Origin of the sequence: Paenibacillus haidiansis, assembly GCF_036553665.1 — a bacterium.
Taxonomy (GTDB): Bacteria; Bacillota; Bacilli; order Paenibacillales; family Paenibacillaceae; genus Fontibacillus; species Fontibacillus haidiansis.
The window spans coordinates 368,377-390,673 of record NZ_JAZHPZ010000005.1 but is presented as its reverse complement, the minus strand read 5'-3'; the positions used below and the strand labels follow the sequence as shown (position 1 = coordinate 390,673).

Here is a 22,297-nt window from a genome sequence, read left to right as displayed (position 1 = left end):
TGTGTTGTTTCTAGAGGTTGCCCTGCTATGGTCCCTATTCTAATGAAAAGGCTTGCAGATAAAAATGTAGATAAGTGGTGAATTGAGGGTAAAAAAGTGGTGTACTGGTCCAGTTCACTTTTTGCCCTTCCCGTTCCCTCCGGCTCTGTATTCCGAAGGTGAAATCGAGTAGTAATTCCGGAAGGCCTTGCTGAAATAGTTCTTGTCCTTAAACCCCAGCATTTCCGAAATCTCCTGGATTTTCAGCGAAGAATCGTCCAACAGCTGCTGTGCTTTGTCCATTCTTACCTTCTGAACGTATTCATGAATTCCGTATCCGAATTGCTGCTTGAACAGCTTCATCAGATACTCCCGGCTGAGAAAATACTTCTCCGTAAACATCGAAATCTTAATGTCCTCAAAATAGTGATTGTCGATATACTCCTTGATATCCTCCACATTAAACGGACGGTTTCCGGCCATCGACTGGCGGATTTGCTCGCTGTAGTATTCAAGTATTTGCATTATCCGCAATTCGAATTCATCAAAAGTGGCAAAATCCGTTCTCAATTGAACGGACCGCAAAGCCCGCTCGCCTCCGGAAGAAGGAAGCTTGTCGGCGGATGTGCCGAGCTCCAGCGCCACATCGTTAAACAGTACGACCATTTCGCGGATCATTCGATCGGCATCGCCGAAGGTGAAGGAATCGGCGGATCTCACCTTGCGGGTAAACTCCCCGAGCACTGTCTTCGCATGGTTTATATTGCCGGCTTCCAGCGCACTGCGCAGAATCGGCATCCGCCCCGTCAAGGAATGCACCTCCCGAGCCGGTGACTTGCCGCCTTGTCCGGCCGTACCGATCACGGCTTTCCCCGTCAGCTTCAACAGATCGATACCCTGTAAAGATACGCTGGCATCCTCATAGGACTTGGCCAAATCCAGCGCCTCGGTGCAAGGGGAACCGATCCCGCCCGCGGCGATGATCCCGAACAGCGAGCTTAAGCTCGACACCACCTGCTTCATGAGCTGCTCCGAACGGAACGAGAGCTCCTGGCTATATCCGCCGCTTGAGGTAAATACGGCGATAATCTCCCGCTCCTGCTTCGGATTGGCAAAGCTGAAGCATTGGAACCCTTCTTCGGACATCTCGTTGATCACGTTCTCGGTGGCGAAATACAACAGCTCCGTATCGGAATTGAAGCGGCTGTCCCGGATCGCCTCCATATTAAGAATGCGCAGCGCCATGACCCCGAAGCGCAGACTGGCGTCATCGGCGCCGATCAGGGACAAGAACGCTTTGTTCGTTTTGAAGCTGCGCTCGATAATCGAAAAATAAATCTTCTCCTTCAGCTTCGGCAGGGACATATTATAGGCGATATTGCGATTGATCGACTCGCTGCGGATCTGCCTTCTCGCTTCCGCCAGGCCGATCGCTTTGTGCAGCGCCTGGTTGAGATCCTGCCGGTTGATCGGCTTCAGCAAATAATCGATCACCTTGGAATGAATGGCCTGGCGGGTAAATTCGAAATCGTTGTATCCGCTGACCACAATCGTCATCAGCTCAGGAAATTCCGCTTCCACCGCCCGCAGAAATTCCACCCCGTTCATCTCCGGCATCTTCATATCCACGATCGCCAGGTCCGGCCGTTGCTCTCTCAACATCGCGAGCCCGGATTTACCGTCCGTCGCCTCCAGAATCTCGGAGACATTCAGCCCTTTCCAATCCCCCAGAATGGAGATCGCCTCGCGTACCGGCTCTTCGTCATCTATAATAAGCACCTTATACATGACTTTGTCCCCCCCGCGGAATCAGCATCGTCATTTGCGTCCCGGTATCCCCGCTTTGCATCTCCAATCCGGCCGCTTCCCCGTACAGCAGCTTCAACCGGGTATTTAAATTTTTCAAACCGATATTCTCCCCTTCCTGTTCCTCCCATTCCGTAAGGAACGACTTCAGGATCTGCTCCTGCCGCTCCGGAGAAATCCCCGGGCCGTTATCCTCTACAGTGATCGCCGCATGGCTGTCCCTCAGTTCCGCCCGGATGGTAATTTTGACCGCGCCCGATACTTTCTCCACGGCGTGCTTGATTGAGTTTTCCACCAGCGACTGAATCGACAGTTTCGGGATTTGCAGCTCCATGAGCGAGTCGTCCCATTCGACCGTAACGTCCAGCCGGCTGCCGAATCTGGCCTTCTGTAAGGCCAAGTAACGGTCGATATGCTTTAGCTCTTCCCTAGCGTATACGATGTCTTTTCCGCTTATACAATATCGCAGGGTCAAAGCCAGCGCATCGACCATATCCGCAACCTCATAATCCGCACTCTTTAGCGCCTTGGTGGAAATCGCCTGCAAGGCATTATACAGAAAATGCGGGTTGATCTCAGCCTCGAGTGCTTTAAGAATCGCGTTTTTCTCCACCAGCTTCATTTTGTACCGCTCGTTGATCAGATCATTGGTTCGGGTCACCATTCGATTGAAATGGCGAGTCAAGTAAGCCAGCTCATCCCGGCCTTTCACTTCCGCCGAAGCATCGAAGGTCCCTTCACTGAAACGCTTCATTTGGTGGGAGAGCTTCTTGAGCGGCTGTGTAATCGCATTGGAAGTTAACGTAACCAGCACAATGGCGAGCACGAGGAACATCAGCCCGATCATATAGTTCAAATTCCGCGTCGTTCTGGCCGCCTCATAGATCTTGCTGTATGGCAACGGCTTGATCAGCTTCCAACCGTCCTGTTCCCCGATATTGTAAACAACCAGATACTTCTTGTCCTCCGTGGTCCAGGTGATCGGATCCGGCTTCTCCTGATTGCCGAGCTCCGGGAGCCAATCCGACTGTGCCATTTGCCCGTAAAAATCAAGGTCGTCCGCATGGAACGGAACATTATCGGGGTCAAGGAACAACAGGTGCTCCCCTTCCTCGAAAGGGATATCCTTCATAATCCCGTCCTTGACGGTCGGCTTCAAATAAAATGAAATGACCGCACGCGGTTCCCGAGTAGCGATCGACCGCAGCACCCGGTGATAGGCCATGAACCCGGGGTCGGCCAGCGAGGAATAGCCCGGGTCGGCGTTTGGATCGACAAACGATTGATAGGACCGGTTATTCGGGCTTTCCATCGCCCGCTTGTACCAGTCCTGATTCGGAATCTGCCCCTCATAGCTGACCCTCAGCTTGATATCGTAAGCCTCCTGGGAAATCGAATAATATTTCCCCTGGTCGATCAAATAGAGGTAAATACTGTTCAAATCACCCCGCGAATAAAACAGGCCGCGCAAATAATCCTCCAGGTACATTTTGGAGGAATAGTCGTCCGCCTCGTTCACGACCGCGCGGATGAGATCGTCATAATCGATTTGCGGCAAAGACAACTGCTCAATGCCGGCGAGATAATCCTCCAGGTTCTGATTGACGAGTTTCAAGTTATTCGCCGTACTGGACATACTGTAATTAAAGGATTCCTTCTGAATCATTTGGTATGAAATTATGGTCAATGACCCGACAACAAGGATAATTATCGTCGAAAACAACAAAATAAGCTTATTGACCAACCTTCGCGACATCCGGTCAATCAAAGCTTGGAACGCTCTTCTCGTACGTTTAAACATGATCGTCACCTCCTGGCGGAAAAGCGTTGTGCGCAGTTTTTTACAGTTCACCTTTTTACCCTTAACTGTTTTCTTAAATCCATTTAGGACGGAAAACCCCTGTTCTATAATACACATTAAAGTAGTCGCTCAAAAAGTCAAATTTACAAGCAAGTCCGGATTGCGGCTGAAAACCAACAGCGATTGTCGAATGATCGCAAGCGAAAAAGAGGTGCATTTATGTTGAAACTTGGGAGAAAACGGGCCGAAAAAGTGGAATTTGCAGCCTTTACGATTCCGATCCTGATTTGTGTCCTGGCGGTGTTCTATTATCCGTTCATTATGACGATTCGCTATTCCCTGACCAAATGGAACGGGATTTCCAAGCATCCGACATTCGTCGGATTCGACAACTTTAAACAAATATTTATGGGCGACGCCAACTTTACGAACGCCGCCTGGTTTACTGTGAAATATGCGGTTTTGTATATCGTCCTGGTCAATGTGATCGCGATCCTGCTGGCTTTGATCCTGGACATGAAGCTGAAAACGACCTCCTGGCTGAGAGCGGCATTTTTCATTCCTTACATTCTTAGCTTGGTCATCGTCGGCTTCATTTGGAAATTCATCTTTATGCAAGGCTTCGAATCCTTGGGGGCGAGCACCGGCTGGGGAGTATTCGGGCTTAGCTGGCTCGGGGAACCGGGACTTGCGTTCATTTCCGTCCTGCTCGTCTCGCTGTGGCAATCGGTCGGGTTCTACATGGTTATTTACATTGCCGGATTGCAATCCGTGCCCGACGATTTGAAGGAGGCGGCCACCGTGGACGGAGCCGGTCCTGTGCGGCGGTTCTTCAGCATTACTCTGCCGCTGCTCGCGCCGTCGATTACAATTTCCGTCTTTATGGCGCTGACCAACTCGATCAAAGTATTTGACGTCATCCTGTCGCTGACCGGCGGCGGCCCCGGCGGCACTACTTACTCGGTGGCTTATGACATTTACCGCGATACGTTCCAAAATAACTTGTACGGTTACGGTACGGCCAAAGCGCTTATCTTGTTCGTAGCGGTCCTGATTATCACCGTCATTCAATTGACGATCTTCAAACGCAGGGAGGTTGAAGCTTGATGAGAACAAACAAAGCGGGACGCATCGTCCTCGAAGTCGTCATGGTCATCTTGTCTTTAATTTTCCTGTATCCGTTGTTCCTGACCATCATCAATTCGCTGAAAAGCTTCTCCGAGGTCATGACCGACGTGATCGCCTTGCCGAAGACTTTGACATTCGAAAACTATACTTATGTATGGAAATACATCAATTACCCGCGTCTGTTCCTGAACAATGCGGTGGTTACGATTCTCGGCCTGGCCGGAATCATCCTGGTTTCATCCATCGCCTCCTACAAGCTGGCGCGGACGAAATCCAAAACGAGCAGCATCATTTATTTCCTCTGTATCATGCCGATGCTGATTCCGTTCCAATCGATCATGCTTACCGTGCTGCAAATGGCCAAAGGCCTGCACCTGTCCGACAGCACGTGGGGGCTCGGCATTTTGTACTGGGGTTTCGGGGCTCCGCTGGCCCTGTTCATTTACCACGGCTTCGTCAAAGGGATTCCGAAGGAAATCGACGAAAGCGCCACGATCGACGGCGCGTCCGGGTTCCGGCTGTTCTTCAGCGTGATCTTCCCGCTGCTTAAATCCGTAACGACCACGATCATCATCATCGACGTGATGTGGATCTGGAACGACTTCCTGCTCCCGCTCCTGATGGTCAACGGTTCGCCGAGCACAAAGACGCTTACTCTGGCCGCCTACACCTTCGTCGGGCAGTACACCTCCGACTGGCAGTATGCGATGACCGCCATGGTCATGGCCGTCCTGCCGTCGATCATCGTCTTTATCTTCCTGCAAAAATACATCGTTAAAGGCGTCGTCGCCGGTGCGGTGAAGGGCTGAGTTTACGAGCCACATGGACTTGAATATGCATAAAAAACGGCCGTGCGAATTGGATATTCGCACGGCCGCTTTAATCAGCCGTTTCTAAAGCGGATCTTGATCTTACAGCAGATTAATCCTGTTGATAAGAAAGCATGCCCTCAATATAGTTTTTGAGCTGGCTGCTCGTTTCTTTTAATTGCTCGATGCTGTTCACAAATTGCGTGACCAGTTGGGCTTGATCTTCGGAAGCGGCCGCGATTTGGCCGATATCAGATTCCATCTGTACGATCGAATCCTTCACCGACGACAGGGACTGCTCGATTTGAATGACCGCCTGCTTGCTGTTGTCGGACAATTTTCTCACTTCCTTGGCGACAACTCCAAAGCCGGCACCGGCTTCCCCCACGCGCGCGGCCTCGATCGCAGCGTTCAGCCCAAGCAGGTTCGTTTGGTCGGAGATTTCCCGGATCATTTGCGTAATGTTCGTAACATTGGAGGAGTTCTCCACCGCCAGCTTGGAACTGCCGAGAATATCAATGACCGTGGCGCTCAGCTCTTCCGAATGCGCGGCGACTTGCTGAACGCCGCCGAGCAGGTCGGAAATGGCCGCGTCGGTTTCGGACATCATCTTTTCGAGCGCCGTTTGATTTTCCAGTGAGTAATTAATGGACAGAATGGCGACAACTTCGTCATGCTCGTCCTTGACGGGGATAAAAACGACATCGAACGGAATTCCGAAGAGTTCGGCCGGGATACGGGCCGTATTCTTCTCCCGCCCGTTCTTCAAATCTTTAAAGTCTCTGTTCTCCTCAAACAGCGGATCTCCCGCTTGCAGCCCCAGCTTGATCTTTTCGCTGTCCGCACAATATAACACTTTCTCTCTGTCCATAATGGCAATCGAAACTTCTTCCCGAAACAACTGTTTAACGAAGGGCATGCTTGCGATTAAAGCTTCTACGATGTTCATATATAGATGTCTCCTTCTATAAGAGTAAGAATAAAAAGGACAATTCCCTATGTTTAATATCGGTAAGTTACTTTAAAAATTATATAAAAGTTAAAATATTATGTGGTTGATCATCCGTTGGGGGGTTTTTTATGCCTTTTATTTTAAATTCGTTATAATAAAAGGAAGGCTCCGCTCAACCGCAAGCGAGGCTTGTTATCTCGAAAACGAAGGGGGACCTGCTTCATGCATCCATCCAATGACCGCAATGGTCGTTTACCCGATATTCCCGTATCCATATTAGATCTCGCTCCGATCACGGCCGGCAGCACCGCCGCCGAGTCGCTGCGCAACTCGCTCGACCTGGCGCGGCACGCCGAGAAATGGGGCTACCGCCGCTTCTGGGTGGCCGAACATCACAGCATGCCGGGCATCGCCAGCTCGGCGACTTCGGTCGTAATCGGCCATATCGCCGGCGGCACGAGTAAGATCCGCGTCGGCTCCGGCGGCATCATGCTGCCGAACCACTCGCCGCTCGTCATCGCCGAGCAGTTCGGCACGCTGGAGTCGCTGTACCCGGGCCGGATCGACCTCGGGCTCGGCCGGGCGCCGGGCTCCGACCCGCTGACCTCGCAAGCGCTGCGGCGCGGGCCGGGCAGCGACGGCCAGGATTTCCCGGAGCGGCTGCGCGAGCTCCGGAATTATTTCCACCCGGCGTCCGATGCCGGACCGCGGGTGCGAGCCATCCCGGGCGAAGGCCTGGACATCCCGATCTGGCTGCTCGGCTCGAGCGGCTTCAGCGCTCAGCTCTCCGCCGCGCTCGGGCTGCCGTTCGCCTTCGCCAGCCATTTCGCGCCGGATTATTTGCTCCCGGCGCTCGATCTGTACCGCGGCGGCTTCCAGCCGTCGGAAGCGCTCGCGGAGCCGTACGCCATGATCGGCGTCAACGTGATCGTCGCGGATAGCGACGAGGAAGCGCGCAAGCTGGCGACGTCGCAGCAGCAGCAGTTCCTGAATCTGATCCGACGCCGCACGGGCCAGCTCAGCGCGCCGGTCGATCAGCTAGATTGGACGCCGCAGGAGAAGGCGCTGCTCGACCGCCAGTTCACCTGCTCGGCGATCGGCTCGCCGTCCACGGTGCGGAAGCAGCTGGAGCTGATTCTGGAGCAGACCCGGGCCGATGAAATCATCGTCGCCGCGCAAATCTACGACCACCAGGCCCGTTTACGCTCCTATGAGCTGCTGGCCGAAATCCACGGCAACATGTAACAACAAGAAGCGAGGCTTAACCTTCTATCCGCGGTTAAGCCTCGCTTTCTTTATTGGCCTCTGGCCGTTTCGCCAGTACCTGCTCTTTATATTCCGTCGGGCTAAATCCGGTATATTCCTTGAACACCTTTGAGAAATAGTGTTGATCGCTAAACGACAATAAATCGGACAATTCCTTGAATTTCATGTCCGGCTTGCTTTCCATCAGTCTGCAGGCCTCTTTGATTTTCAGCCCCGTATAGTATTGGACAAACGTGCTTTCCGTGTATCTTTTGATGATCCGGCTGATATAAGAAGGGCTGACGTGAAACTTAAGCGCGATATCGTTGATCGATAGCTGGGAGTACATATTCATCCTGACGAATTCATCCATCTGTCCGAACAATTCCTCACCGCTCTTCCGGCTATGCGCGTGCAGCATGTCGAAGCACTGCTTCGTCCATTCCAGAAGCTCCCGGCTGAAATCGGCATAGCTCTTCTCCTCAAACAATTCCTTCGCTTTCGCCTCCAGGCCCGGCCGGATGTCGGAGCCCCGTTCCGCGTACATTTGAGCGAACGTACCTGCCACCAGTCCGACAAACCGCTCCAATTCCGCCACGCGGACATTTCCGTCGGCCCACTTGGCCAAATGCTCGGTCAGCTTAAGCGTAAACTGCTCCTTCCGGCGCCCGCGGATCAGCTCCGCGAAGGTGTCTGCCGTGTACGCATCTATGCTCCCCCCAGCCGACTCCGGCCGGGACGTTGGAACGCCGGTATCCACCACGGCGAAGCCTTCCGCGATCCGCTGCTGTTGATCCACGATTCCAGACAGCCGATGGTACATCTCCGGCAGCCTTCCGGACTCCGGAGAAGGCGGCTGCCCGCCGACGATGGCGGCGAGGCCGTGAGCGTGCAGATGCCGCCGTACCGATTCGAGGCATTCATATAAGGAAGAGAACGAGTCAACCGCCGCCCGGTTGACCAGGGCGAGGAATTGCTCCGGCCTGTTCGCCGGAAACACCCAGCAGCGGTGCGGAGCAAACCTATCCGCCAGGCGTTGTTCCACCTCCTGTAGGCTCCAAGGCCCTACCGTAAAAGGCTGCTTGCGGACAATCAGCATCATTTTTGCATAGTGGTGAAATTCCTCTCCAAGACTCTGCTCCGCATAAAAATCGGGATCGACGATTTCCCGCAGCAATTCGGCATCGTTCGGCGTTTGCCGGTTCAGCTGATCGATGGCCCGATCCATGACCTCCGCCAGTTGGCTGCGGTCCACGGGCTTCAGCAGGTAATCAAACACCTGCAGGTTCAACGCTTTACGCGTATATTCAAAATCGCTGTAACCGCTAATAAGCACGAACTTAAGCTGCGGACTGATCAGCTTGGCCTGCTCGATCAACGCTAGCCCGTCCATCTTCGGCATCCGGATATCTGTAAGCAGCAGGTTTATCGGCTGCCTCCGCAGCATGTCCAGCGCCTCTTCCCCGTTGGTCGCCGTTGCTGCAATCCGAATCGGCAGGTCCATGGAATCCAGCAGCGTCTTGATGTTTCGCAAAATCGGCTTGCTGTCCTCAACGATCATCACGTTATACATGGCGTCCCCTCCTGCTGTCAGTAGAAGTCCTGCGTGAGCGAACCGATGATTTGCACCGTCGCGCCCGTGCCCTCGCCCTCGTCCGAATGATTAAAAATATTAAAGAATAGCCTGTTTTGATACATCAGCTTCAGCCGGTTCACACTGTTGACGATACCCATATTTCCGATCGACGAGCGATGATTATGAATCTCATTTGCTCCTGATGCGGATTCATGAATGTTATTCAGGATTTCATTGATCTTCTCCGGCGGAAATCCTCCCCCATTATCCTTTATTTCCACGGCCCACAATCCGTTAAATTGCTTAACCGTAATTTTAATGCGCCAAGGAGGATCCGTGTTTGCAAAAGCATGTTCAATACAATTTTCCACGAACGGTTGAATCACCAGCCGCGGCAGCTGGATTTGCCGGGACAATTCGTCGGCTTCGATTACCCATTCTAGGTCTTCCTCATATTTATGCTGAACCAGGGACAAGTAGTGCCTTGTCTGCTCCAATTCATCGGCCAGCGTTACATGCGCATAGGGCGAGGATACAATATACCGCAGACTGTCCGAAAGATGCTTGCACATATCGGAGACGGCCTCCGTTTTCCCCTCTTGGGCGGCGATGCTGATCAGATACAGCACATTATGAATAAAATGAGGCGCGATCTGGGCCTGGAGCGCGGAATTGCGCGCCTTCACCTCTTCGTGCAGCGCGATCTTCTCCCGGCCGATCGATTCCTGAAGCCGCTCCATCAGGTCCTGGAAAGCTTCGTTCAGCAGAATCAGTTCGTTATTTTGCGGCCGGTTGTCGACCTTGAGATTCATATTGCTATAGTTGATGCGCCATATCTGACTGCGGAGCTTGCGGATCGGCAGCAGCAAATTACGCGTCGAAACGAAAATATAAACAAAGGAAAATAGCATCAATACGGTAATCAACAAAATGGAGATGTATTGCACCGATTTGACCGAACCGAGCACGGACTGCTTCGGGGTTACGACATAAGTCGTCCATCCGGTGCTGCCGGACTTGGAATACGCCACATAATTCTGAAATTTGTCGACGTAGACGCCGTTGCCGCTTAAGCTTTCGTTCAGCACGGCTTGATCGGATTCCGGTAAGGAACTGGAAATAGCGCCGCCCTGCTCGTCCAAAATGTACACCCTGCCTGCCGCGATCCCTTCCGTCAGATTTTGGATATAGGCTTGTTTCATTTGAATATTGAGATACCCGAATACCTTGCCGTTCTGATTATTGATCGCACGGATGAAAGATATCGTATCGGCTTGGCGGATGAGAATGAAGCCGCTGCCGCTCCATTTCTTTCCGATAACGCTATGGGCCAATAAATCGTGCAAGGAGGTGGCCCTGCTGCTATTGCCGTCACCGAGATAAGAAACGATAAGATCCCCCTGTTTGTCGTAGATAACCATGTCTTCGATGTTCATGCTCGGCCCGATGGCCTGAAACATAATGTCCTTAAGCTCACGGACCTGATTCAATCTGGCATAGCTATTTGTAGAGACGTCCTTGTCAAGCAGCGTAAAGATATCCTTACTGGACAAAATACGCTGCGACAACTGGTTCTGGCCGTCGATATAAATATCGATCTGATCGCCTACTTTGTCGGCGGTCATCATGGTTTCGTTGATCGTTCTGTCCTTAAGCGGCTTGATGGCAATGATATTGACGAAAACGATGAAACAAACAAGAACAAAAAGAAGCAGGACGACAAAGGTCAAAAATACCTTTGTTTGCAGACTGAATTTTCTCATCATCGCTGCTTTATGCCTCCTTGGCTCGACAAAATCCCTGTTCGTTGTCGTATTATTGCTCTAACCATACCATGGACATTTGCAAAATGACAACGGTTTCAAGTTCAGAATTTTACACATGAACTGTCATCCACAGACATGTACCTCGATTTCGGCAAAATTTATAATGAGTTTGTAAACGGATTCAAGACAACTTCATCATGGGGGGATTACAATGATCAGCAAAAATACGAAAAAAATCAGCGCCCTGGTCATGGCAAGTTTGCTGTCGGTTTCACTGGCCGCTTGCGGATCCGGAAATTCCGGTTCCAATAAAGCAGCCGATGGAGAGGGTGGCGGAAGCGGCGCCAGCGGCAAAAAGGTAACCATTGAATTGGCCATTTCCAAAAGCTCGCAGGATTCGGCCTTCATTCAACAAGACCTGCTCGATGAATTTGAAGCCAAAACAAATATTCACGTCAATCTGCAATTGATCCCGGCCGAGCAAACGACAACGGTGCTGCAAACCAAATTGGCCGTCGAAGAGACGCCGGACATTATCCAATATAACCTGGCCAGCGCCACGACCGACCTCAACCTGGAACGCAACTTTGAAATTCTCGACAACGAGCCTTGGGCCAGCCGAATCGTGAACAAGGATGTTCTTTCGGCCAGCGGACATATTTACAGCTTCCATGTCAGCCAGGATACCGGCATGCAAGGGGTCGTATACAACAAGCAAATGTTTGAAGATCTCGGCCTGTCGATCCCTACAAACTTCGAAGAATTCCTGGCCGTTTGCGAAAAGATCAAAGCGGCCGGAATCACGCCGGTGTTTATGCCTTACAAAGACAACTGGGCCGCAAACATTTGGCCGGCTGCAGCATTCGCCGACTTCGTGGCCAAGAATGATCCAACCTTCTTCGACGATCTGAACAGCAACAAGCGCAAATGGTCCGACATTCCGGAATTCAAAACATTCCTGGAACAGCAATATGAAGTGTATAAAAAAGGCTACACCAACGTCGACGTGCTTAGCGACAGCTACGACATGGCGGTCGGCAAATTCCTGAACAAGGAAGTGGCCATGATGTTCATGGGCGACTGGCTGATCGAAGGCGTTGCCCAGCAAGATCCTAGCATGAGACTCGGCGTATTCCCGATTCCGGCTTTGGATAACCCAAGCCTCGGCGCAAGCCCGCTCGGCGGACAATTGTTCATTCCGAAGAAAGCTCCGCATTTGGCGGAAGCCAAAGAGTTCCTGAACTTTATGGCCTCGAAGGAAGTTGCTCAGAAGATTGTTGATTCAAAAGGATACGTATCCAACTTGAGCGACGTAACTACCCCGGAACTGCCGGAATACAAACAAGATATTGTAGACAACTACATTACGCCGAAGAAAACCGTATTCACCACAGACGCTTACATGCTGGTTGACCGGACTGAACTGTACAGATTGCTGCAGGATCAATTCGCGGGCGGCGTGACACCGGAAGAATTACTTAAAGCTTGGGATGAGAAGTTCGCTCAACTCATGAAAGATAAGGGAGTAGAGGGTTTCTAAGATAGACAGAACAGACAGGCAGCATAAAGTCTCCGGATTTTATGCTGCCCAAGGCTATAATGGGGTGTGAGAACATGAAAACGATGAAGAACCTATACTCGTATTACCTGACTTTACCGGCTATATTGATTTATTCTATCTTTTTCGTCGTCCCTGCGGTTATAGGCTTCTACTATTCCTTTACCGATTGGCGTCTGGACCGCCTCGAGATCCATTTTGTCGGCTGGGAGAACTTCACCAGAATCTTTTCCGATAAGACGCTGTCTCTGGCGCTCAAAAATACGCTGATCTTCGCGGTTGCCACCGTGGTCGGCAAAAACCTTGTCGGTATTTTACTCGCTGTCGCTTTAAACATGAGATTGAAGACGAAGAACCTGCTGCGTGCGATTTTCTATTCGCCTTCCATCCTCAGCATTCTGGTCATCAGCATCCTGTTTACCCCGATGCTGCGCACCGAAGGCACCATCAATCAAATGTTTGAAGCGATAGGATTGCATTCGCTCAGTCAGGCTTGGCTCACCAATCCGTCGCTCGTGATCTGGACCATCGCCGGGGTATCGATTTGGCAGAGCGCCGGATTCCAGATGGCGATTTATTTGGCCGGTCTCCAGTCGATTTCTCCGGAATATTACGAAGCGGCCAAGATCGACGGAGCCAGCTCCTGGAAGAGCTTCTTCAAGATTACGCTGCCGCTCCTGCTGCCGTCGATCAATATCAACCTGATGCTGACGCTGATCGGCGGGCTCAAGGTGTTCTCGGAAGTGTATGTCATGACGGGCGGCGGCCCGGGGAACGCCTCGCAGGTTGTCGGCACGATTGTGATGCGGGCCTTCGGCGAAGGCAGCTGGGGTCTCGGGACCGCGGTCAACACGCTGCTGTTCGTGGTCGTGACGATTATCGCCATCCCGCTACTTATTTTCATGCGGCGTAAGGAGGTTGCAGAATAATGGGATACACACGTAAACTGGCGATCCGTAACTACATCGTGGAAGGTATCCTGATCCTTGCCTCGCTGATTGTAATTTTGCCGTTGCTGATTTTGATTTTCGGCTCGTTTAAAACGAGCGCTGAAGTACTCAGCTTCTCCCTTGCCCTCCCGGAAAAGTGGCAGTTCGCAAACTACGCACGGGTATTTGAGGAAGGAGGGCTCTCCAGAGCCTTCATAAACAGCGTCATGATTACGGTAATTTCATGCGTCATCAACATTATTGCTTCTTCCGCCGCCTCATTCGTCCTGGCACGCCGGGAAACGAAGTTCGCGAACTTCCTGTACATGTTCTTCTTTATGGGATTGATCGCCCCGATGTCGACGATCACGACAATCCGGGTGGTCCAATGGATGGGCTTCTACGGCAGCATTTCGAGCGTTATTCTGATCTATGCCGCGCTCAACACGGCTTTCAGTGTCTTTCTGTATAGCGGATTCATCAAAACGATCCCGAAAGCGCTGGACGAAGTGGCCTTCCTGGAGGGAGCGAGCGCATTGGGCGTCTTTTTCCGGATCGTAACGCCTCTGATCCTGCCCGTAAACGCAACCGTAGCCATCATGGTGTTCATGTCCGTCTGGAACGATATCACGATTCCGGTGTACTTCCTGACCGACAGCTCCACCTGGACGATGCCGCTTTCGATTTACAACTTTTACGGCAAATACAGCCGGGACTGGAACCTGATCTTCGCCAATCTCGTGCTTACCTCCCTGCCCGTATTCATTCTGTATTTATTCGGGCAGAAATATATTGTCAGCGGCCTCACGGCCGGCGCAGTAAAGGGTTAATCCCTTGCTGCCATAACCATCGGTAACCCCAATTTCATGGCGGCAGACCGGGACTTCTTTATCGGGGTCTTGGGCTGCCGCCTATTTTTATGCGAATAATGTTATAAAAATAATTGACCACCTTTCAATAGTCGATTATATTGTAATATAATTACAATTTTTGAACATAGTAGATTCCGAGTATGACTATTTGTCGAGGTGATTTGTATGACGGATACAACTCCAATTCTCGACCAGTTACATAGCTTTATTACACAGGAAAACTTAAACTTGCGCAGACTGGCTGAACTGGCCGAAATTAACCCGGGCACCCTGAGTTCGATATTCAACAACAACAAGACGCTCACCGTAGACCATCTGGACCGCATTACCGCTGTCATGAAACTGCCCGAGGGCTATTTTTATGAACAGTATATCCGCGACTTTCTAAGCACGAAAGCGCCCGATTGGCGCAGAGTCCGGCCGTTTCTATACCGCTGTATGGAACTGGACAAGCTGGACTGTATCAAGCAGGTCGTCGATCTGTTAATGGAAAATCTCATGTATGCCCCGATGCTGTTTGAAGCTGCGGAAGACTTTTTTCAGCAAGGGAAGCATGCCGCCGCGGCTATACTTTATGAGAGTGTGGCTTCCGGCGAAAAGCATCAGCATTCGGAAAGATTGGCTCTATGTCAGTATCGATTATTTTCGATAAGACTGGGGGATGATCAAGAGCAGAATTACCGGGCAGCGGTTCAGTTTGAGCCTTTTGTTGATCGGCTGGATGAGATCGATCAGTTGGATGCGCTAAAAGATGTGATCAATACTTATCGGTCATTGTATAGGTGGGACAAGGTCGAGGAATTGGCAAAAAAGCTAGAGTATATCGGAAAGATTCAATATCAGTTGGCGCAAAGTTCAGGAGGAAGGGAAAGAAAATCCCAGAAAAAAACGAAAAGGCCGTTGTTCACTTATATAGCAAGTGCCTTCTTACTTCGTGCTACTGTTTATGAAATCCGGGGCAATTATGAGTTGGCGCTACAATATGTAAATGCTTATTTAGACTTGAGTTGGGTAAAAGAATCAGACCCAGAAACGATCTATTGGATCAATAAATATAAGCAATGGGCCCAGGCAAATATATACGCCTACAAATTACTTTCTGGTGATACAAGCGTTCTTTATGATTATGTTGATTTCGTCGAATCGTTAGAAGATGAAATAATGCCAGCCCTAGTTAATATTTTGGAGGCGGCAAACATATATAATATTAATGTGGACGATATTATTTTAAAGTTCGAATCGCATATCACGGACTATCTTCAGGTTCAACGTCTAATCAGTGTATATTCTAACCTGGTAATGTCCAACGCCTTTGCTGACTTTTTACACGATTTAGCTTATTACTACTTGCATCGATATATTTATCCTGTTGGATTTAAATATTTACTCATATGTCTAGAATTCTCTTTAAAAATCAATAAGAGAAGCAGTATACTAAAGACGGTAGGATTGTTTGAACACTTCCGGCATTTAGCATCTTCAGAAACCATAAATTCCTACCAAAATTTGGTTAATGAGGTGTATAATAATGAAAAGAAGAAGAAAGATTCAGTATTTAGCAGCTAGCCTGTTTGCGCTAACTCTTCCTGTCCTGATTCAGATTCCGCAGCTTATCCAACTTCTTTCAGTATCGCATGGAGATTAATTAGAGATACATAGCCGTTATTTTTTAAAAAAGAACCACCGGGATTAGGGCTAGATTTTACCTATTTCCGGTGGTTCTTACTTTGGATAGAATCAGTTTACGATTGACCAGCATTAAGATTAATTTCTATGGAGGTTCTGTATACCGCAGTGGCAGCTTAGACATCGAAACGGTGAATCATAGGGAGATGATATTATGGAAAAACAGAATCTTAAGCCTTTCAAAAATCTGGCTTCATCATCTTCTGGCCTGCCTACTCGGATTTCGGGGGCCGCAGCTACCTACACAACAAAAAGAAAAATCAATAAAACGAATCCGTCTTCTAATCATGGAGTTATGATCGTTCCGCCATCACATGACATACGGTGTTTAATTGATCAGGATATGAAGAGAATTCAATCCGATTTAATCAAAGAGATAGGGCAAGAGGCTTACGATAAACGCAGGACAGAAGCTAACGAGGAATTTGAACGATTAACAGGCATGAAGGTTCGCTCAAAGTGAGCGGGCCTTTTTTATAGAATGTGGAACATAAAGCGCTCCCTTCCCCCCACTCCTTATACAGCAAAAAGACGCCGGGAATGGTCCCAGTGTCTTTTTTACTTATACTATTTAACTCTGCCTCACCCGATCATCTCCGCCGCCTGCACCTCCAACTGGTGAAGCTGCTCGCGGACCGCGACGGCTTCGCCGACCACGATCAGCGCCGGGTTGCTGAGCTGCACGGCGGCGGCGAGCTTGTGCATCTCCGCGAGCGTGCCGGTGAATGTGCGCTGACGGCGGGTCGTACCGCCTTCGATCAGCGCCACCGGCGTCGACCCGGCTTTGCCGTGCCGCAGCAGCTCGCCGCGGATTTCCTTGAGCTGGCCCACGCCCATATAGATCACCAGCGTGTCGACGCTGTGGGCCAGCAGATCCCAGCGGACGGGCGGTCCACCGGCCGCCTCTTCCCCGTGACCGGCGCCGCGGCTGCCGGTCACGCAGGCGAAGGAGGCCGCCACGCCCCGCTGGGTCAGCGGGATGCCGCTCGCGGCGGCCGCGCCGATCGCCGAGGTGATGCCAGGGATCACCTCGTACGCGATCCCGCGGGCGGCCAGCGCCAGCGCCTCTTCGCCGCCGCGCCCGAACACGAACGGGTCACCGCCCTTCAGGCGGACGACCCTTTTCCCCTCCAGCGCGCATTCGACCAGGCGGCGCTGAATCATCTCCTGGGTCATCGCATGATGACCCGGGGTTTTGCCGCAGTAGATCAATTCCGCCCGGGGATCGGCATAGGACAGCAGCTCCTCGGCGACCAGGCGGTCATACAGGATGACCTCCGCCGCGGAGATCGCCTTCACCGCTTTCACCGTGATCAGCTCCGGGTCGCCGGGACCGGCGCCGACCAGACTGACGAAGCCCGGCCGGGTCATGGCCGTTCACCCGCTCCCGCAGCGCTCGCCGGGATCAGGCGGCCGTCCTGTGCATCCGAGGAGATCGAGGCTTCGGCGATTCGCCCGGCCCCGGCTCCAACTCCTGCGGAGGCCTTCTTTTTCTGCGAATAGTATAATGCCAATCCCGTGAACAACACACCGCCGACGAAATTCCCGATCAGCACGGGGAGTTGATTCCATAACCACCAGTCCGCAATGCTGACATTCGCCCCCAGCATCATACCGGCGGGAATGACAAACATATTGACGACGGCATGCTCAAACCCCTGGCCGAAAAAGATCAGAATCGGCAGCCACATCGCAACGATTTTCCCCGAAGTGGAGCGTGAGGTGAGCGCCATGACCGCGCCTAAAGTCACCATCCAGTTACACAGGATCGCTTTGATGAATACCAGGCCCATACCGGCTGTGCCCATGCTTTTGTAGCCGATCGTCTTGGCTTCGCTCGTCTGAATCAGCGTCTGAATAAGCGGACTACTCATATCCGTGCCCATTTTGGTGATGGTCAACCCGTATAAGGCCGCATAGATCAGGCATCCGATCACATGGCCGAGAATGACCCAGCCGAAATTGGCCAGCATCCGGGACAGCGGGGCTTTGCGTTCCAGCACGGCGAGCGGAATCAGCGCAAAGCTGCCGGTCACCAGCTCCAGTCCAAGCAGGATAATGATGACGAAACCGACGGGGAAGATCAGCGCCCCCACGATCCCGAGTGAGGTTTGCGCCGTGGCGGTAAACGCCAGCGTGGTGGCGCAGGCCAGAATCGCACCGGCCAAGCAGCCTTTAAGCAGCATTTGCATCGTCGTCAAACGGGCCTTGTTCGTTCCCGTTTCGATCATCGAATCGAGCACTTCAGCAGGTTTTACATAATCCATCGGTCTCATCCGCTCCTTCTTTTCTATCTATTTATTCAATCGTGATATAGATGGAGCCGCTGGCGGCATCCACTTCCGTCTCGTACACCGTAACGGCCCCGTGATCCGGCTCCTGCACAAGCCCGGTGCGGAGATCGATCCTCCAATCGTGAAGCGGACAGTGCACATTCGAGCCGCACACCATCCCCTCCGACAGCCGCCCGTTCTTATGGGGACAACGGTTTTCGATCGCCCGGACACTGCCGTCGCTAAGCCGGAATATGGCGATTTCCTTATCCCCGATCGTAAATGTTCGCGCCCCTAGCGCGTCGATCTCCCGCACATGAGCCACCTTGATTTTTGTCAACATCGCCGTTCCCCCCGATAAAATATAATCCGTTTCAATCGTTGGCCCGCCTCCCGCTATTATCCGTTCACCGGCTGAGCGCTGGATAAAGGCTCGAAATTTTTGCGCAATTCTTCATTATGAATGATCTCTTTCCATGGGTCGGTCGTCCCGGCAAGCGCCTCATCAATCCGCCCGGCCAGGGCCCGCCGTTCCTCGGCATTATTCAGCACCGCCTTTATCGAGTCAAGACCGACGCGTTCTATCCATTGAGCGGTCCGTTCGTTCCAGCTTGCCTGCTCGCGGTAATATTGCAGGAAGGCGGCCGACCATTCCATCACCTCATCCTCGGTCTTAACCGTACAGAGCAAATCGGTCGCTCTCACCTTCACGCCGCCGTTCCCGCCGACATGCAGCTCCCAGCCGCCGTCAATGGCGATGACGCCGAAATCCTTGATCGTCGCTTCCGCGCAGTTGCGGGGGCAGCCGGAAACGGCCAGCTTCACCTTGCCCGGCGTGTTCAACCGCTCGAACGCCTTCTCCATCCGAATACCCATGCTAATGGAATCCTGCGTGCCGAACCGGCAGAAGGTGGATCCGACGCAGGTCTTGACCGTGCGCAGCGCTTTGCCGTAAGCATGACCGGAAGGCATATCCAGCTCCTCCCATACCTTCGGCAAATCCTCTTTCTTCACGCCGAGCAGGTCGATCCGCTGGCCGCCGGTGAACTTCACCATCGGCACATCGTATTTCTCCGCTACCGCCGCGATCCGTTTCAAATCGCCCGGGGAGGTTACGCCGCCGTAAATCCGCGGTACGACCGAGTAAGTGCCGTCCTTCTGAATATTGGCGTGAAAACGCTCGTTGGCGAAGCGGGATTCCTTCTCGTCCCTGTATTCCGCAGGCCAGAGCATGCCAAGATAGTAATTCAAGGCCGGGCGGCATTTCGAACAGCCCTCCGGCTCTCTCCAGTCCAGTACATTCATCACTTCTTTAACGTTCTTTAAGGACATCGCCTTAATGCTCTCCACAATCTCATCGCGGCTGAGCGAAGTGCATCCGCAGATGCCTTCCTTCACCGGTTCGCCAACGGATCCGTCCCCGTACAGTTCCAGAAGGCCTTCCACCAGCGGTTTGCAGCCGCCGCAGGAACCGGAAGCCTTCGTGCAGGCCTTGATCGCACCGACTGTATTGCAGCCGTCGTGGATTGCATCTATAATCGCGCCTTTGCTGACGCCGTTGCAGCCGCAGATGATTTCATCGTTCGCCATCGCCGCCAGCTTGGCGGCAGGGGAACTTGCCCCCGACGATCCGGCCGGGAAGCCGAGCAAGAGCTCCTTCTCTTTGCCCGCAACCGGCTCCCGGCTCTTAATGAGGGAAAACAAAGATGTTCCGTCCGAGGTATCGCCGAACAGGACGGCACCGACCAGCCGGTCTCCCTGGAGGACGATCTTCTTGTACGTTCCGTCCAGTTCGTCCTGGATTTTGAGCGACCGCGTTTCCGGAGACTCCATGAAATACCCGGCCGAGAAAACATCGACCCCCGACACCTTCAGTTTCGTCGATGTTACCGAGCCGGCATATCCGGCGGTCTCCACGCCGGCCAGGCGCTTTGCCAGCACGCTGCCCTGTTCATATAAAGGTGCTACCAGGCCGTAGGCGATGCCCCGATGCTCCGCACACTCGCCGACCGCGTAAATGCCGGGCACGCTCGTTTCCAAATAATCGTCAACGACAATCCCACGGTTTACGTTCAGGCCCGAGGCTTTGGCGAGCTCCACATTCGGCTTGATCCCTACCGCCATGACGACGAGATCCGCCTCCAGGGACGTTCCGTCGGCAAAGTCCAGCCCGGTCACCCGCCGGTTTCCCCGGATGCCGGCCGTTTGCTTTTCCATCAGGAATTGCATGCCTTGGGCCTCCAGCTCGCGCTGCAGCATCTTCGCCGCCGGTTCATCAAGTTGGCGCTCCATTAAATAAGCGTTCAGATGGACGACCGAAACGTCCATGCCGAGATGAAGCAGCCCTCTCGCCGCCTCGAGGCCGAGCAATCCGCCCCCGATGACGGCGGCTTTTTTATATTTTTTGGACGCCTCCATCATCAGATTGCAATCCTTGATATCCCGGAAACCGATGACACCCTCTTTATCCGCGCCGGGCAGCGGAAGGATGAACGGGTTGGAGCCCGTCGCCAGAATCAAGGCGTCATACTCGGCCGTAACCCCGGATTTGGAAACGACCTTGCGCTTGCCGGCATCGATCTTCACGACGGCATCGCCCGTATAAAGCTTGATCCGGTTCTCCTCGTACCAGCCCCAATCGTTAATTACAATGTCCTTCATGTCGGAGCCGCCCGCCAGTACCGATGACAGCATAATCCGGTTGTAGTTCGGATAAGGCTCGGCGCCAAATACGGTAATTTCATAGGCATCCGGCGTTAATTTCAGCACATGCTCGATGGTGCGGACCCCCGCCATTCCGTTGCCGACCAACACTAATTTCTTCTTCTCGCCCATATTCGGTCCTCTCCTCCCGCAGCTTGTCATGCCATTTGCAAAATAAGGAACAAAAAAAGCCCGCTCCGCCGGGGAACAGGCATGTATCTGGTATCTCCATGCGCAATTCCCCTATTAGGCGAAGACAGGCTCCGTTGCCGCTTCCTTCAGACACGCCATTGTGTCTGCCAGTCAGGTGTTTGTTGTTTTGTTGAGGCTACTATAACCAAAAATTTTAACCATGTCAATATATATAACATAAATTATTGATAAATATTTAAATGTTATGTTTATTAACCTTTTGAGTAACTTATATGATAAAAATCACATTTTCCTGCCCTAATCGTTTATTTTACTTGAAAATCATATTGCTTTTTACTGAAAATCACGAGAAAATACAGATAACCACTTTTGTTCGAAAAACTCATGTCAGGTTTTATTACCAGAATATTTGGAGAGGAGGGTGTAGCTCCCGATGCGCTTTCTATTGATCATTCGTGAAGATGCCTCCCCGATCGCGGACTTGCCGCACTTCGTTCCTCCGGAGATCAAATCCGAGCCCGAGTACGTACTGAAAAATAACGGCTATCAGGTATTCGCCTCTTGTCTGGCTACGGAGATCGGCCAAAGGATAAAGGAAGCCGATGCGGTTGTGCTGCATTTGCCGATACCGGCCATCGCCGTATGGGTGAGCCGTATGTCCAAATGGAAAAGCGCGCCGCTTTTCTGGTGGTGCAGCGCGGGGGCGGCGGCCTCCTCGCTGGAAGCATGCGAAGAAGATATTCCGATCGACGGGATCCTGACTCCCTCCATGTCGGCCCATGAGCTGCATTGGGCGCTCCACTTCGGGGTCAAGAATTTCTTTGACCGCCGGCAATGGCTGGATGAACGGGCCCAGCTCGTATCCCGGCTGGAAGAGCGGAAATGGATCGATCTCGCCAAAGGGATTTTATGCGATCTGAACCGGATTTCCGAGGCTGAGGCTTACGACGTGCTGCGCAAGCGGGCGATGAATGAACGGAAGCGAATCGTCGATATCGCGACATCGATCGTCAAGGCGCACCAGCAATTAAAGGCATAGCTCGTTAAATGTGCGGTACAAG

18 protein-coding genes are annotated in these 22,297 nt (G+C 52.2%); 9 read left to right on the top strand and 9 right to left on the bottom strand.

Going from position 1 to position 22,297, the window contains the following annotated elements; all coding sequences use genetic code 11:
- Positions 1-114: 114 nt before the first annotated feature.
- Both V3851_RS13290 and V3851_RS13285 read right to left on the bottom strand, forming a co-directional pair.
- Positions 115-1,767: a response regulator transcription factor gene (locus V3851_RS13290; protein WP_331847021.1), complete on the bottom strand. Its 1,653-nt coding sequence runs from the start codon at positions 1,765-1,767 to the stop codon at positions 115-117.
- Positions 1,760-3,586, bottom strand: a complete 1,827-nt coding sequence (locus V3851_RS13285) for a cache domain-containing sensor histidine kinase (protein ID WP_331847020.1) — start codon at positions 3,584-3,586, stop codon at positions 1,760-1,762. Before V3851_RS13285 ends, V3851_RS13290 begins: the two co-directional genes overlap by 8 nt.
- A 219-nt stretch (positions 3,587-3,805) precedes the next feature.
- On the opposite strand from V3851_RS13285, the gene V3851_RS13280 reads away from it, so the two are divergent.
- Entirely contained in the window at positions 3,806-4,693 is an 888-nt protein-coding gene (locus V3851_RS13280; RefSeq protein ID WP_331847019.1) for a carbohydrate ABC transporter permease, read from the top strand.
- Positions 4,693-5,523 (top strand): carbohydrate ABC transporter permease, encoded by an 831-nt coding sequence (locus tag V3851_RS13275; RefSeq protein WP_331847018.1) that lies wholly within the window; start codon positions 4,693-4,695, stop codon positions 5,521-5,523. Before V3851_RS13280 ends, V3851_RS13275 begins: the two co-directional genes overlap by 1 nt.
- A 112-nt stretch (positions 5,524-5,635) precedes the next feature.
- Here V3851_RS13275 and V3851_RS13270 read toward each other — a convergent pair whose 3' ends face one another.
- Positions 5,636-6,472: a methyl-accepting chemotaxis protein gene (locus tag V3851_RS13270; protein WP_331847017.1), complete on the bottom strand. Its 837-nt coding sequence runs from the start codon at positions 6,470-6,472 to the stop codon at positions 5,636-5,638.
- Between the two features lie 225 nt (positions 6,473-6,697).
- Between V3851_RS13270 and V3851_RS13265 the strand changes: the two genes are divergently transcribed.
- Positions 6,698-7,720 (top strand): LLM class flavin-dependent oxidoreductase, encoded by a 1,023-nt coding sequence (locus V3851_RS13265; protein ID WP_331847016.1) that lies wholly within the window; start codon positions 6,698-6,700, stop codon positions 7,718-7,720.
- Positions 7,721-7,754: 34 nt separating this feature from the next.
- On the opposite strand, the gene V3851_RS13260 is transcribed toward V3851_RS13265, so the two are convergent.
- Entirely contained in the window at positions 7,755-9,293 is a 1,539-nt protein-coding gene (locus V3851_RS13260; protein ID WP_331847015.1) for a response regulator transcription factor, read from the bottom strand.
- 17 nt (positions 9,294-9,310) lie between these two features.
- Positions 9,311-11,062 (bottom strand): sensor histidine kinase, encoded by a 1,752-nt coding sequence (locus V3851_RS13255; protein WP_331847014.1) that lies wholly within the window; start codon positions 11,060-11,062, stop codon positions 9,311-9,313.
- 211 nt (positions 11,063-11,273) lie between these two features.
- Between V3851_RS13255 and V3851_RS13250 the strand changes: the two genes are divergently transcribed.
- From V3851_RS13250 to V3851_RS13230, 5 genes are all read left to right on the top strand, one after another.
- On the top strand, positions 11,274-12,602 hold the full coding sequence (locus V3851_RS13250) for an ABC transporter substrate-binding protein (RefSeq protein ID WP_331847013.1): 1,329 nt from the start codon (positions 11,274-11,276) through the stop codon (positions 12,600-12,602).
- Between the two features lie 74 nt (positions 12,603-12,676).
- Complete coding sequence (locus tag V3851_RS13245; protein WP_331847012.1) at positions 12,677-13,549, top strand: carbohydrate ABC transporter permease; 873 nt, start codon at positions 12,677-12,679, stop codon at positions 13,547-13,549.
- Positions 13,549-14,379 carry a carbohydrate ABC transporter permease gene (locus tag V3851_RS13240; RefSeq protein ID WP_331847011.1) on the top strand — a complete coding sequence of 277 codons (831 nt, stop codon included), beginning with the start codon at positions 13,549-13,551 and terminating at the stop codon, positions 14,377-14,379. The genes V3851_RS13245 and V3851_RS13240 overlap by 1 nt, the downstream gene beginning before the upstream one ends.
- Before the next feature lie 207 nt (positions 14,380-14,586).
- Positions 14,587-15,987, top strand: a complete 1,401-nt coding sequence (locus V3851_RS13235) for a helix-turn-helix transcriptional regulator (RefSeq protein ID WP_331847010.1) — start codon at positions 14,587-14,589, stop codon at positions 15,985-15,987.
- A 274-nt stretch (positions 15,988-16,261) separates the two neighbouring features.
- Positions 16,262-16,570: a hypothetical protein gene (locus tag V3851_RS13230; protein ID WP_331847009.1), complete on the top strand. Its 309-nt coding sequence runs from the start codon at positions 16,262-16,264 to the stop codon at positions 16,568-16,570.
- 119 nt (positions 16,571-16,689) lie between these two features.
- On the opposite strand, the gene cobA is transcribed toward V3851_RS13230, so the two are convergent.
- Genes cobA through nirB form a run of 4 tightly spaced genes read right to left on the bottom strand, consistent with a single transcriptional unit; the run spans position 16,690 to position 21,215 of the window.
- Positions 16,690-17,478, bottom strand: coding sequence for a uroporphyrinogen-III C-methyltransferase (gene cobA / locus V3851_RS13225; protein WP_331847008.1), 789 nt, complete (start codon positions 17,476-17,478; stop codon positions 16,690-16,692).
- Entirely contained in the window at positions 17,475-18,374 is a 900-nt protein-coding gene (locus V3851_RS13220; RefSeq protein WP_331847007.1) for a formate/nitrite transporter family protein, read from the bottom strand. The genes cobA and V3851_RS13220 overlap by 4 nt, the downstream gene beginning before the upstream one ends.
- A 31-nt stretch (positions 18,375-18,405) precedes the next feature.
- The gene (nirD, locus tag V3851_RS13215; protein WP_331847006.1) at positions 18,406-18,723 is read right to left on the bottom strand and encodes a nitrite reductase small subunit NirD; all 318 of its coding nucleotides are present in this window, start codon (positions 18,721-18,723) and stop codon (positions 18,406-18,408) included.
- Between the two features lie 56 nt (positions 18,724-18,779).
- Positions 18,780-21,215, bottom strand: coding sequence for a nitrite reductase large subunit NirB (gene nirB / locus V3851_RS13210; RefSeq protein WP_331847005.1), 2,436 nt, complete (start codon positions 21,213-21,215; stop codon positions 18,780-18,782).
- Between the two features lie 454 nt (positions 21,216-21,669).
- Here nirB and V3851_RS13205 point away from each other — a divergent pair, with 454 nt between their 5' ends.
- The gene (locus V3851_RS13205; RefSeq protein ID WP_331847004.1) at positions 21,670-22,275 is read left to right on the top strand and encodes an ANTAR domain-containing response regulator; all 606 of its coding nucleotides are present in this window, start codon (positions 21,670-21,672) and stop codon (positions 22,273-22,275) included.
- The last annotated feature ends 22 nt before the right edge of the window (positions 22,276-22,297 follow it).